The sequence below is a fragment of the Oceanobacillus sp. GQ8 genome, assembly GCF_059758495.1.
This window is the reverse complement of sequence record NZ_JCAXEV010000005.1, coordinates 155,431-168,175: the sequence shown is the minus strand read 5'-3', so window position 1 is coordinate 168,175 and position 12,745 is coordinate 155,431. Positions and strand designations below refer to the sequence as shown.

General features: G+C 42.3%; 13 protein-coding genes and 1 riboswitch. Of the genes, 2 read left to right on the top strand and 11 right to left on the bottom strand.

Annotation, left to right across the window (positions count from 1 at the left end; all coding sequences use genetic code 11):
• Nucleotides 1-3: 3 nt before the first annotated feature.
• The 10 genes from purF to AC6CHS_RS16020 all read right to left on the bottom strand — a co-directional run bounded on the left by purF (nucleotide 4) and on the right by AC6CHS_RS16020 (nucleotide 10,378).
• Nucleotides 4-1,413 (bottom strand): amidophosphoribosyltransferase, encoded by a 1,410-nt coding sequence (gene purF, locus AC6CHS_RS16065; protein ID WP_379549163.1) that lies wholly within the window; start codon nucleotides 1,411-1,413, stop codon nucleotides 4-6.
• Complete coding sequence (gene purL, locus AC6CHS_RS16060) at nucleotides 1,389-3,617, bottom strand: phosphoribosylformylglycinamidine synthase subunit PurL (RefSeq protein ID WP_498237651.1); 2,229 nt, start codon at nucleotides 3,615-3,617, stop codon at nucleotides 1,389-1,391. The genes purF and purL overlap by 25 nt, the downstream gene beginning before the upstream one ends.
• Nucleotides 3,601-4,284 (bottom strand): phosphoribosylformylglycinamidine synthase subunit PurQ, encoded by a 684-nt coding sequence (gene purQ / locus AC6CHS_RS16055; protein ID WP_498237649.1) that lies wholly within the window; start codon nucleotides 4,282-4,284, stop codon nucleotides 3,601-3,603. Before purQ ends, purL begins: the two co-directional genes overlap by 17 nt.
• Nucleotides 4,281-4,532 (bottom strand): phosphoribosylformylglycinamidine synthase subunit PurS, encoded by a 252-nt coding sequence (gene purS / locus AC6CHS_RS16050; protein WP_036577259.1) that lies wholly within the window; start codon nucleotides 4,530-4,532, stop codon nucleotides 4,281-4,283. The genes purQ and purS overlap by 4 nt, the downstream gene beginning before the upstream one ends.
• Nucleotides 4,529-5,242: a phosphoribosylaminoimidazolesuccinocarboxamide synthase gene (gene purC / locus AC6CHS_RS16045; RefSeq protein WP_498237647.1), complete on the bottom strand. Its 714-nt coding sequence runs from the start codon at nucleotides 5,240-5,242 to the stop codon at nucleotides 4,529-4,531. The genes purS and purC overlap by 4 nt, the downstream gene beginning before the upstream one ends.
• Nucleotide 5,243: 1 nt before the next feature.
• A complete protein-coding gene (gene purB / locus AC6CHS_RS16040; protein WP_498237645.1) occupies nucleotides 5,244-6,548 on the bottom strand; it encodes an adenylosuccinate lyase in 1,305 nt (434 codons plus the stop codon).
• Entirely contained in the window at nucleotides 6,545-7,675 is a 1,131-nt protein-coding gene (gene purK / locus AC6CHS_RS16035) for a 5-(carboxyamino)imidazole ribonucleotide synthase (protein WP_498237643.1), read from the bottom strand. The genes purB and purK overlap by 4 nt, the downstream gene beginning before the upstream one ends.
• A complete protein-coding gene (gene purE / locus AC6CHS_RS16030; protein ID WP_036577255.1) occupies nucleotides 7,662-8,153 on the bottom strand; it encodes a 5-(carboxyamino)imidazole ribonucleotide mutase in 492 nt (163 codons plus the stop codon). Before purE ends, purK begins: the two co-directional genes overlap by 14 nt.
• Nucleotides 8,154-8,272: 119 nt before the next feature.
• Nucleotides 8,273-8,372, bottom strand: a riboswitch (purine riboswitch).
• A 207-nt stretch (nucleotides 8,373-8,579) separates the two neighbouring features.
• Nucleotides 8,580-9,479 carry an SDR family oxidoreductase gene (locus tag AC6CHS_RS16025; protein ID WP_498237641.1) on the bottom strand — a complete coding sequence of 300 codons (900 nt, stop codon included), beginning with the start codon at nucleotides 9,477-9,479 and terminating at the stop codon, nucleotides 8,580-8,582.
• A gap of 257 nt (nucleotides 9,480-9,736) precedes the next feature.
• Nucleotides 9,737-10,378, bottom strand: coding sequence for a DUF2179 domain-containing protein (locus tag AC6CHS_RS16020; RefSeq protein ID WP_498237639.1), 642 nt, complete (start codon nucleotides 10,376-10,378; stop codon nucleotides 9,737-9,739).
• Between the two features lie 466 nt (nucleotides 10,379-10,844).
• Here AC6CHS_RS16020 and AC6CHS_RS16015 point away from each other — a divergent pair, with 466 nt between their 5' ends.
• Nucleotides 10,845-11,261: an Hsp20/alpha crystallin family protein gene (locus tag AC6CHS_RS16015; RefSeq protein WP_498237637.1), complete on the top strand. Its 417-nt coding sequence runs from the start codon at nucleotides 10,845-10,847 to the stop codon at nucleotides 11,259-11,261.
• 79 nt (nucleotides 11,262-11,340) lie between these two features.
• Here AC6CHS_RS16015 and AC6CHS_RS16010 read toward each other — a convergent pair whose 3' ends face one another.
• Nucleotides 11,341-11,928: an MOSC domain-containing protein gene (locus tag AC6CHS_RS16010; RefSeq protein WP_498237636.1), complete on the bottom strand. Its 588-nt coding sequence runs from the start codon at nucleotides 11,926-11,928 to the stop codon at nucleotides 11,341-11,343.
• Nucleotides 11,929-12,023: 95 nt separating this feature from the next.
• Here AC6CHS_RS16010 and msrA point away from each other — a divergent pair, with 95 nt between their 5' ends.
• On the top strand, nucleotides 12,024-12,548 hold the full coding sequence (gene msrA / locus AC6CHS_RS16005; protein ID WP_498237634.1) for a peptide-methionine (S)-S-oxide reductase MsrA: 525 nt from the start codon (nucleotides 12,024-12,026) through the stop codon (nucleotides 12,546-12,548).
• Nucleotides 12,549-12,745: the final 197 nt, after the last annotated feature.

The following is a 12,745-nucleotide window of genomic DNA, read 5'->3' as shown; positions in this document are numbered from 1 at the left end:
TCCTTAACAGCTTGTAAACACGATCTCTTTTTGTCCATCTTCTTTCACTGGATATTTACCTGTCATGCAGGCAGTACATATGCCTTGATTCAATGTTTTGTCTTTCACGATTGCCTTTTCGAGTCCTGCTTCAGACAAATAAGCTATACTGTCTGCACCGATCTGTTCACAAATTCCCTCAAGAGTATAATTAGCAGCGATCAATTCTTTCCTTGTCGACATATCAATCCCGTAATAGCATGGATGCTGAATCGATGGGGAAGCAATGCGCACATGAACCTCTTTTGCTCCAGCTTTCTTGAGCATTTGCACTATTCTCCGGCTAGTCGTCCCTCTCACAATCGAATCATCAATCATGACAATCCGTTTCCCTTCTACAATTCCGCGGACAGGAGAAAGCTTCATCTTCACCCCAAGTTCGCGTAGTTCCTGAGAGGGCTGAATAAAGGTACGGCCAACATAGCGATTTTTAATAATTCCCATTTCGTAAGGTAAGCCACTTTGTTCTGCATAGCCGATTGCTGCTGAAATGCTGGAGTCTGGGACCCCAATTACCATGTCTGCATCTGATGGTGCTTCTTTAGCGAGTTCAATACCCATCCTTTTCCGAGAGGCATGAATATTAACTAAATTCACGTCACTATCTGGTCTGGAGAGATAAACATACTCCATTGCACACATTTTGCGTTGCTCGCGCATGGCAAATCGGGTGGAGCTTAATCCTTCATCACTAATGGTAATAAGCTCACCTGGTAACACTTCCCGTTCAAAGGTTGCACCTATTTGGTCAAACGCACAGGTTTCTGAAGCAACTACATACGCCTCCCCTAATTTCCCAATAGACAATGGACGAATCCCGCTCGGATCAAGTGCTACAAACATTTTATCTTCCTTCAAAATAATGTAGGCATAAGCACCGACGACTTTATTAAGGGCATTTGCGATCGTTTTTTCGGAAATTTCGTTGCCACTGCGTTTAATTAAATGTGCAAGTACTTCTGTATCAGATGACGTTTGAAAAATGCTGCCTTCTTCCTCTAGTTCACCGCGCAATTTATGAGCGTTCATAATGTTTCCGTTATGAGCAAGCGCCATGCTGCCCGCTTGAGCGCGAAACAGTAATGGTTGGACATTTTCAATTACTTTTCCACCTTGGGTAGAATAACGTACATGGCCCACTGCTACTTTTCCGGATAGCTCATCGAAATCTGCGTGCTTAAATACATCATTAACTAATCCAAGTCCTTTGTATGGCTTTAGTTCGACACCATCACTGGATACAATTCCTGCGCCTTCCTGGCCACGATGCTGCATGGAATGCAATCCATAATAAGTAAGCTCCGCTGCTTTTTCATGACCCCAAATTCCAAATACGCCACATTCCTCGTTTATGCCTTTGATTTCAGCAAGCATGGAATAGCTCCCTTCCAAAGTTGGTGTAGCTCTTCTGTGATTTCCTCAATAACTTGCGCACCATTAATCTGAATCCGGAAAGTTGCATCCTCTGTTACGATTCCAACCTGTGTTGCATCTTCGACTGTTTTTTCGAATTGTGCTTTCTTTTCTTCTTTTACCGATATAATAAAACGTGATTGAGTTTCACTGAAAAGGATTGCCGTTGCATCGCCAGAAAATGTTGCGTCCACTCCAAGTCCCGCTCCATTAAATACACTCTCAGCCAAACCTACTGATAGACCGCCTTCAGAAACGTCATGTGCGGATTCTACTAAGCCAGCTTGTATTGCTTGAAGAATTTGTTGCTGCCTTTTGGCTTCTACCTCTAGGTCAATTTCTGGCGCTATTCCTTCGTATTTACCGTGCACGACATTTTGCAACTCACTGCCGCCAAATTCTGGAGCCGTTTCGCCAATAACATAAATGGCATCGCCAGCTGCTTGAAAGTGGCTTGGTGTAATATGTTCTAACGACTCATGCAATCCAACCATACCAACGATAGGCGTTGGGAAAATCGACTTTCCTTGTGATTGGTTGTATAAGGACACATTACCACTTATGACAGGGGTACGAAGGGCTGTACATGCTTCGCTCATCCCATCAACACTTTTCTCCATTTGCCAGAAGGTTTGCGGGTTAGTTGGGTTACCGAAATTTAATCCATCGGTTAAGCCGAGTGGCCTTGCTCCAGAGCAAATAATATTACGTGCAGCTTCTGCTACGGCAATTTTTCCGCCGACCTCTGGATCCAGATAAATATAGCGTGAATTACAGTCGGTTGTGATTGCCAATGCCTTGTTTGTTCCTTTAATCCGAACAACTGCTGAATCAGACCCAGGTGTAACAACTGTATTTGTCTGGACCATGGAATCATATTGGTCATAGACCCATTCCTTGCTCGCTATCGTAGGCTGCTGCAACAGCTTTTTCAGCATGCCGGCATGGTCTTCTACAACTACTTCAGGTGTGCCACTATTCTGAAAATCCTTGTAATAATCCGCTTCCTCTGATGGCATATGGTAGACAGGTGCTTCATCAGCTAAAGCGTCCACTGGTATGTCTGCCATTACTTCTCCGTGCTGTTTAATACGGAAAACTTTTTCTTCAATTACTTCGCCTACTGCGACAGCCTGGAGACCGTATTTTTCAAACACATCGATAATTTCCTGCTCTCGGCCTTTTTTAACAACCATGAGCATTCTTTCCTGTGATTCAGAAAGCATCATTTCATACGCATTCATGTGCTGCTCACGCTGAGGTACGTTGTCTAAATCCATTTCCATTCCCGTTCCTGCTTTACTCGCCATTTCACTAGCAGACGACGTAAGCCCAGCAGCTCCCATATCCTGCATGCCAACAAGCGCATCAGAATGAATGACTTCGAGGCATGCCTCAATTAATAATTTTTCCATAAATGGATCGCCAACCTGTACTGCTGGTCGATCCTTGGCAGCATCTTCACCAAGATCGTCGGAGGCAAATGTTGCCCCGTGAATTCCATCACGACCTGTAGGTGCGCCAGCATAGAGCACTGTATTGCCAATTCCAGCTGCAATTCCTTTTTGTATCTCATCATGATTGATTAATCCTACACACATGGCATTTACTAATGGATTGCCTTCATAGCTTTCATCAAATTGGACTTCTCCGCCTACTGTCGGAACCCCTACACAGTTTCCGTAACCGGCGATTCCATTCACTACCTCTGTAAATAGGTACTTCACACGATCTGTTGTTAAGTTTCCAAATCTAAGAGAGTTCATTAGCGCAATAGGACGTGCGCCCATGGAAAACACATCACGAATAATCCCGCCGACACCTGTAGCCGCTCCTTGATATGGCTCTACTGCAGATGGGTGATTATGGCTTTCGATTTTAAATACAACAGCCTGATTGTCCCCAATATCAATAATTCCAGCACCTTCTCCAGGTCCTTGTATTACATGCGGCCCTTTAACAGGAAACTTCTTTAACAATGGCTTGGAGGTTTTATAGCTACAATGCTCAGACCACATTACAGAGAATATCCCTGTTTCGGTAAAATTAGGGCGACGCTTTAAGATATCTTTCACGAGGTCGTATTCCTTGTCACTTAAACCCATTTCTTGATACAGCTTGTCGCGTTCGATTTGCTCTGGATGTATATCATGTGTTTGCAACATAGGATTCCCTCCAATTTTTTACTACGGATTGAAATAACTTCACGCCATCTGCACTGCCTAATAATGCTTCAACAGCACGCTCAGGATGTGGCATCATGCCAAGGACATTGCCTTCCTCATTCCTAATCCCAGCGATATCTGCTACAGAACCGTTCGGATTGTTTCGATATGTAAAAACGATTTGCTTATTTGCCTTTAACTTTTCTAACGTCTCTTCATCGCAGAAATAATTCCCTTCCCCGTGGGCGATTGGGAATTGCACAACCTCACCTTGCTCATAAAGGGAAGTGAATAGTGTCTCGTTGTTTTCTACAACTAACGGCTCCTGATGGCACATGAAGGCAAGATTTTTATTACGCTGCATAGCGCCTGGTAAAAGGCCTGCCTCCAATAGAATTTGAAATCCATTGCATACCCCAAGTACAGGCTTTCCTTTTGAGGCATGTGCTTTAATTTGTTGCATAATGTCAGAGGTTGCAGCAACGGCACCTGAACGAAGGTAGTCTCCATATGAGAACCCACCAGGCAAAAGAATAGCCTCATAGTCTTCGAGATTAGCAGATTGATACCAAACCAAATCTGCCTCCTCTTTAAGTACATCCTTTACAGCATGGTACATATCACGATCACAGTTGGAACCAGGAAAAACAATTACCGCGAATTTCACGAGCGAACGGCCTCCTCCACCACAAAGCTGTATTCTTCAATTACCGGGTTTGCCAATAACTTGTCACACATCTCTTTGACACGCTCTTCTAAATCAGGGCCTTCCTCAACCTGCAATTCAATTGATTTACCTACCCTCGCCTGCTGAACTTCCTTGTAGCCAAGCGAATTTAGTGATTCTTGAATTGCTTTCCCTTGCGGATCTAACACACCTGATTTTAAGGTTACATTCACGATAACGTTTTTCATTGATTTGCCTCCAGTCGTTTTAATATCTCTTCATAGACTTCCAGTAAATCTCCTGTACCTTGACGAAAAACATCCTTATCTAGTTTTTCCTCTGTTGTGATATCCCACAGCCTACACGTGTCTGGAGAAATCTCGTCAGCAAGGATGATACACCCGCTTGCTAATCTACCGAACTCGAGTTTGAAATCTACCAATGTAATACCGATTGCTGCGAATAGCTTTGTTAGCTGCTTGTTAATCTCCAATGCTTTGCTTTTAATTTCTAGTAATTCAGATGGGGTGACGTCACTTAGAAACAGGGCATGTTCTTCATTAATAAGTGGGTCACCAAGGTCATCGTCTTTATAAAACAGTTCCAAGATCGGTGGATCAAAAATAGTTTTTTCCTTAATCCCAAGTCTTTTTGTAATACTTCCTGTTGCTAAATTTCGTACCACTACCTCTAGTGGAATGATCTCTGTTTGCTGAACAAGTTGCTCCGTCTCATTTAGGCGTTCAATAAAATGTGTTTCAATTCCCTGATCATGTAGAAAAGGAAAGATCCGGGCAGAAATTTCATTGTTTAATCTGCCCTTTCCAGTAAAGGTAGCTTTCTTTTCTCCGTTAAATGCGGTGGCGTCATTTTTATAGGACAGCACGAGCTGCCCATTCTTTCCTTCGGCTTGATAAATCTTTTTAGCCTTTCCTTCATACAGCAAGGAGCTTTTCATTCTATTCACCTCTTGTTAAGCCAATTTTGGTAAAGATGTGATCTACATTTTTCAAGTGATACGTGTAGTCGAAGCATTCATCGATTTCTTCATTACTTAATCTACTTGTAATCTGCTCATCTTGCTCAATTAGCTGTCTAAATGGTGTCGCAGTCTCCCATGCTTGCATCGCCTTTGGTTGCACAATATCATAGGCAGCTTCTCTGGCCATACCTTTATCGATTAGGGTTAATAACACACGCTGCGAGAAAATAACGCCATACGTACGATCTATATTCCGCTTCATGTTCTCTGGAAATACTGTTAAGTTCTTTACAATCCTGGAAAAACGATTCAGCATGTAATTAAGTGCAATTGTTGCATCTGGTAAAATGACACGTTCTGCTGAAGAATGCGAGATATCACGTTCATGCCATAGCGATACATTTTCATAGGCTGTCATCATATAGCCACGGATAACGCGTGCCATCCCTGTCATATTCTCAGATCCAATTGGGTTTCGTTTATGAGGCATAGCAGACGAACCTTTTTGTCCTTTGGCAAAGAACTCCTCAACTTCACGGGTTTCCGTTTTTTGTAAGCCACGTATTTCGGTAGCGAATTTTTCAATGGACGTTGCCACAAGTGCTAGTGCCGATACGTATGCGGCATGACGGTCCCTTTGCAATGTTTGGGTTGAAACAGGTGCTGGAGAAAGGCCCAGTTTTTCGCATACATACGTTTCCACAAAAGGATCAATGTTGGCGTATGTTCCTACTGCTCCAGAAAGCTTTCCAAACTCGACTCCTTTAGCAGCTGCTTCAAAACGTTCTAGGTTACGTTTCATCTCCTCATACCATAGGGCTAGCTTCAATCCGAATGTCGTAGGTTCAGCATGTACACCATGTGTGCGCCCCATCATAACGGTATGCTTGTGCTCCAATGCTTTGTTTTTCAAAATCTCCACAAACGCTGTTAAATCTTTGCGAAGAATTTCATTCGCTTGTTTAATTAAATAGGAAAGCGCCGTATCTACCACATCTGTAGAGGTTAGACCATAATGGACCCATTTCCGTTCCTCGCCAAGTGTTTCCGATACAGCTCTTGTAAAGGCAACCACATCATGCCTTGTCTCCTGTTCAATTTCATAAATACGCTCCATGTCGAAAGAGGCATTTTCGCGCAGCTTCTTCACATCCTCAGCTGGAATGACACCTAGTTCACTCCATGCTTCACATGCAAGAATCTCTACTTCAAGCCATGCCTTAAATTTATTTTCCTCTGTCCAAATGGAACCCATTTCTTCTCTGGTGTAACGTTCAATCATCGTTTTGCCTCCTCAAATTGTTGTAAGGTTTCTTCTATTTCTGCGATTGTTTCTGCAATGAAGGTGACATGCCCCATTTTTCGCTTCGTTTTGGCTTCGTCTTTTCCATATAAATGAACAAAGCCAGCCCCACATCGGGTCATCGCCTGCTGGATCTGATCCAGTTCCTCACCAAGAATATTAACCATCACTGCCGGCCGGTGCAAGCTAACCGGTGCAAGTGGCAATCCACAAATTGCTCGAATATGCTGGCCGAACTGTGAAATCGTGCATGCTTCAATTGTATAATGCCCTGAGTTATGTGGACGTGGCGCCATCTCATTTAAATAAATGGCATTTTCCTTAACAAACATCTCGACTGCAAAGGTACCGACAATCTCCATTTTTTCTGCCAATGCGGTTACTGCCTCATACGCCTTTTTTTCAACTGTCTCATTAACCCTTGCTGGAACAGTTGTTTTATATAAAATATGGTCACGATGTTCGTTTTCCGCAATTGGGAATGTCGTCATTTCTCCAGACTGTGATCTAGTAAACACAACAGAAATTTCCTTATCAAATGTTATCCATTGTTCGATAATACAATGCCCATGTTTTGTAGCAAAATCAGCCGCTTGGTCGATGTCCTCTGTTGTATTAATTTTTAGCTGTCCTTTTCCATCATAGCCACCACTGCATGTTTTTATCACGGCTGGTAAGGAAATGTTCTCCAAAGCAGCTTTACAAGTGGCGTCGTCCGTTACGATGGCAAATGGTGGTACATTCAAGTCTGCTGCTCTCATCATTTGTTTTTCTTTTTCGCGGTTTTGAGTGATTTCCAGTGCCAAGGAACCCTGTGGAAGCTTCCCATGCTCTTGCAAATAAACTGCCGCTTCTAAATCTACATTTTCAAATTCATATGTAATCACATCTGCTTTTTCAGCAAGCAGCTTTACTGCATCCATATCATCATAAGCCGCTGTAATCTGTTCATCTGCCACCTGAGCAGTAGGGCAATTTGGTTTGGGATCAAGGACGATAATTTGGTATCCCATATAGCGTGCCGCAATGGCCATCATTCTGCCCAGCTGTCCGCCGCCGATTATTCCAATGGTTTGGGGTGGAAGGATCTGTTTAATATTTTGCAAGTTCATCCCTCATTTCCAATACTTTATCATGCATTTTTTCCCGGTAGGTATCAAGCTTTGCAGCCACATAGTCATCAACTGTTCCAATAATTTGCGCTGCCAAAATACCTGCATTCGTCGCACCAGCTTTCCCGATTGCTACTGTTGCAGTTGGGACACCACCAGGCATTTGGACAATAGAAAGTAAGGAATCCAATCCGTTCAAGGCCTTCGATTCAACAGGGATTCCGATTACTGGAAGTGTCGTTTGCGATGCAACCATTCCCGGAAGGTGAGCAGCTCCTCCAGCTCCTGCAATAATAACCTTTAACCCTTTATTCCGTGCCTCTTTTGCATAACGAAACATTTCATCAGGCGAACGATGTGCAGATATTACGTCCTTTTCGTAAGGAATTTGTAGCTCCTCCAACACGTCACATGTATGCTTTAATGTTTCCCAGTCTGAGATGCTTCCCATGATTACACCAACCATTGCCATATAAAAAACCCTCTTTCTCTGACTTATATGAAATAAAAAAAGTCCATTCTTATCCCTCGATTTGAGAGAAGATGAATAGACTTACCCCTTTGATACATGAAAACAGATCATTACGCTTGTAACGATTCATCTCCCCTCATAGTCCAGCATTTACGGCGCCGGGTAGAGACTTCCAAACCATATCTTCAGAAATATATGAGGTTCCGTATTTAATTGTTGCATTTAGCATAACAAAATCCTACGTGATGTGTCAATATAGTTTTCGAACATTAGTTTGTTAATTTTAGTTAATGTTCGGTTTTTGGTTAAAATAAAAGATATCAGCTGTTTGGTGTTCATACAAAAATACTGAGAAGCAACTAGGAGCATTAATGAATGTTAAGGAAGTTATTATTTTAATACAATTTACTTATTTCACCGCAATTTCTAGGAACTTACTGGTGCGCCGCCATTTACGTGGATCACCTGGCCAGTTACATAGGAAGAATCATCAGAGGCTAAGTAGACATACGCAGGAGCAAGCTCGAATGGCTGACCGGCACGTTTCATTGGTACATCCTTGCCAAATTTAGTTGCGATATACTCAGCAGAGAAGCTCGCTGGAATGAGCGGCGTCCAAATCGGCCCTGGTGCTACGGCATTTACACGGATTCCTTTCCCTACAATATTTTGGGAAAGCGAACGGGTAAAGGCTACAATTGCCCCTTTCGTCGCAGAGTAATCGATCAGTTGTTCTTGCCCCTCATATGAGGTAATAGAGGAGGTATTAACTATTGCGCTGCCACTTTCAAGAAAAGGAAGAGCTGCTTTTGTTAAATAAAAGAAGGCATAAATGTTCGTTTCAAAAGTTGCTTTCATCTGTTCCCGCGTTATATCTTCCAATCCTGGTTGGGGAAATTGGACTCCATGATTGTTCACAAGGACGTTAATCTTGCCGAAGTACCGCATTGTCTCCTCCACCACATGCTTGCAATGATCCTCTTCTCGCAAATCCCCGACGATAAGTATACAGGTCCTGCCCAACTCCTCAATTCGTTGTTTCGTACGATAGGCATCCCCATCTTCATAAGCATAATAATAGGCAATAACAATATCTGCCCCTTCTTTGGCAAAAGCGATAGCAGTTGCTGCGCCAATTCCACTGTCCCCACCTGTAATAATTGCTACCTTATTCTCTAATTTGCCAGACCCTCTGTACCCTGGATTTTCTATAATCGGCCTAGGAGTCATCAACGATTCAATACCAGGCTGTTGTGGTTGATGCTGTGGTGGAAATTGTGTTGGTAACTCCTCAGGATTAATTCCTTGATTCGGATAATAAGCCATGTTCATCCTCCTTCAACTTTTCCATGCATGCAATCAGCCTATTCTGCGAGCTGGGCTTTTGTTCATCATGATGGTTGGGCTAAGGGAAAGTAGTGAGGGCTTTGTATCAGCAGAGGGGGAGTTTCTATCAACTAGTTTGGCGCTTCTATCAATCAGTGCGGCTCTTCTATCAACCACTTCGCCTTTCCTATCAACCAGTTTGGCTCTCCTATCAACTCACTACGTTAGGTCACAAAAAAAGTGAGCCAGTATTAGGCTCACTCGTTGTTGTTTGGTGTATTTTTAGGTGCTGTGGGTTTGGCCTGTACTGGTGGTACGATAGGCCCGTCTTTTTTCGCTGCTTCGGCGGCTTTTTTAGGGTTAGCCAGCCGACTTTTTCGTACTTGTTTCACCCAGAAACCACCATGAATTTGCTTTGGTTCATAAGCAATAATAAATGCTTTTGGATCAATTTCTTTAATGGTCTCATACAAACGTAATTCGTATTTCCTTGGTGTTAGGATTTGCATAGATAGACGGTCGCCATCCATCCCATAGGCAAACCAGCTCGTGACACCGTAGCCTTTGTCCCGTAGTTTCCTGGTAAATTCAATATCCGGATTCGAGGAAATGACGTTGACTGTAATGTAACCAAGGGCAAGTTTTTCTTCGATTTTCGATCCGACCACTACCCCGATCCCAAAACCAATTGCATAGGCAATTAAATTCTGGATTGCATCTAAGTTATCAAGTACTAGTCCGAGACCGAGTACATATATAACAATTTCAAACATACTTACAAAAGCAGCAATATATCTTCTTCCCTTAAGCGTAAGGATCATCCTGATCGTGGATAACGAGACATACACAATATTGATCACTAAGATAATAGCGACCATCATAAGTGGATTATTTAACAATATAAATACCTCCTAAATCTAAGTTCCTATTAGAAAAACTCGCATTCGCTGGTCCTTTAGAGAATGTGTACGTTTTTCTTATACTTGGCACCTTAAAATTTCAACTGCGTCGATTTTGCTTCCTTGCTGAAATTTTAAACTTTCCTAATGTACAACAAAAATATATCTATTTCAATATCACCCTCCTAGAATACATGATTTCTAGATGATATGAAATGATCAGGTTAATTCAGTACCACTTTTTACCCCGGTGCAACCGTCCGTAAGACTCCCACTTCAAAAAATGAAGTGAAACAGTAATGTTTAAGTGGGAGTAAACGGACGCTAACACCCCGATTCGTTCAACTAACAATCAGTGGGTCCCCCCACTGGTTGAAGTTTCACTTTATCTGCACCCCATTTTATTCTGGGCATATGATACAGAAAAAGTGTATGTTGAGGTGAAATAATGGATCCTTTTAAACAGATGGGTGATTGGAAAAAAAACATGGATCAATTTTTTGGTGATAATTTTTGGGACGAATTTGAAGGTATCATTAAACCTAACATTCCACAAATTAACCTTTATCAAACAGAGCATGAGCTTTTCTGTGTCTTAAATATTCCTGGGTTACATGATTTGGAGAAGATTGATATTTATGCTGACATGGCTACGCTAGAGCTAAAAGGTGTCATTGATCTTGAGTTTGGTGGCGGTCAAGTTATAAAGGAAGAAATTCTGCAGGGTGCCTTTGAACGGCAAATTTCACTGCCTTTTCCAGTACGTTCCGATAAAATAACCGCAACCTATCGCAATGGTCTCGTATATATTCGGTTACACCGACTTATTTCTGAAACAAGCAATAAACGAAGAGTAAATGTCAGATTATTGGAGGATGAATAAGAAGACTTTGGAAGATGAACACCCTATTCGGGGTGTTCATTTAGTGAACATCTATAAGTATGCTATATTTTTTTGCGATTTAGATAATGTGACCAACACGTTTACTTAATATATTTTTCCAGCTGTTTCCTAAGGCTTGGCATGCCACTAAATCAGCCGCAAGCCGCAAGTTCCCCTTCTGTAAATGCATTACTTCATTACACGCAGCAATTGTCCAGTTCGGATAAGGACGTTCAAGCAATGTTAAGTCAGAGCCAGCTTGCATATTTCCTTCTTTTAAAACTCGGAAATACCAACCTGTTTTTCCGGTTTTCAGCATTTTCATAGCCATTTCTTTATCCAGGAAGCGCGTGTCCGACTTAGGTTGTGATACTTGAAGTACCGTGTCGCCAACAGCATAGCTATCACCGATGCAAACAGATTGTTCTCCCATTTCCAATACGGCCATGTCTTCTCCCAACTCTCCAAAGCCGGAGAACGGTGGATCTAATATGTCATTCCAATAGGTGTAATGCTGGATTGGGTAGCAAAAAATAGCCTTGTCTGGATTATCTGTTACTTTATTTCCGTCCAACCCTGTTTTCCCAACAAAGGTCTTTATCTCAGGATGTGGCGCAAACCTGTGCTTATCCCTAATAAATATTTTATGTACATAAGGTTCCTCCATTATGTCACCCGCTTTATCTATGGTATAGTATCTTTATTCTACGAGGAAATAATAATTTATTAGAGTATAACATAGACGAACTGGAGGAATGTAACATGACTCAATACAAGAAAGCTATTTTTGCAGGTGGATGTTTTTGGTGTATGGTGAAGCCCTTCGACCAGTGGGATGGCGTAAAGCAAGTGATCTCAGGCTATACAGGTGGCCATGTCGAGAATCCAACTTACGAACAGGTTAAAGCTGGCGACACAGGTCACTATGAAGCTGTGGAAATCACCTACAATCCTGATGTGATCTCCTACAGCGAAATACTAGAATTATATTGGCGCCAGATTGACCCTACCGATGATGGTGGACAGTTCCAAGATCGTGGAGATTCCTATCGTGCTGCCATCTTTTACAGTGATGAAGAGCAGCAAAAAGAAGCAGCGCTATCCAAAGAAGAACTTGCACAGAGCGGTCGCTTTAAAAAACCGATTGTAACCGAGATCCTTCCTGCCGCAACATTCTACCCTGCAGAGGAATATCACCAGGATTTTTATAAAAAGAATGAGCAAGAATATAAGGAAGATCGAGCAAAATCCGGCAGAGATGAATTCATTGAAAAGACTTGGGATTAATCGAGCTTAGCTAATCTAGGTACAGGTACTCGTAAATTCCGGAGATGGGACAAGCTTATTACCTAAATACTCTATCGCTCTTCACGTGATAATAGTATAATAGCCTTTATCTCGGTACAACCGTCCGTAAGACTAACAATCAGTGTGGGAAGAACAAAACCCCCACTGATTGAAGTTTCACTTTATATATTCATAGA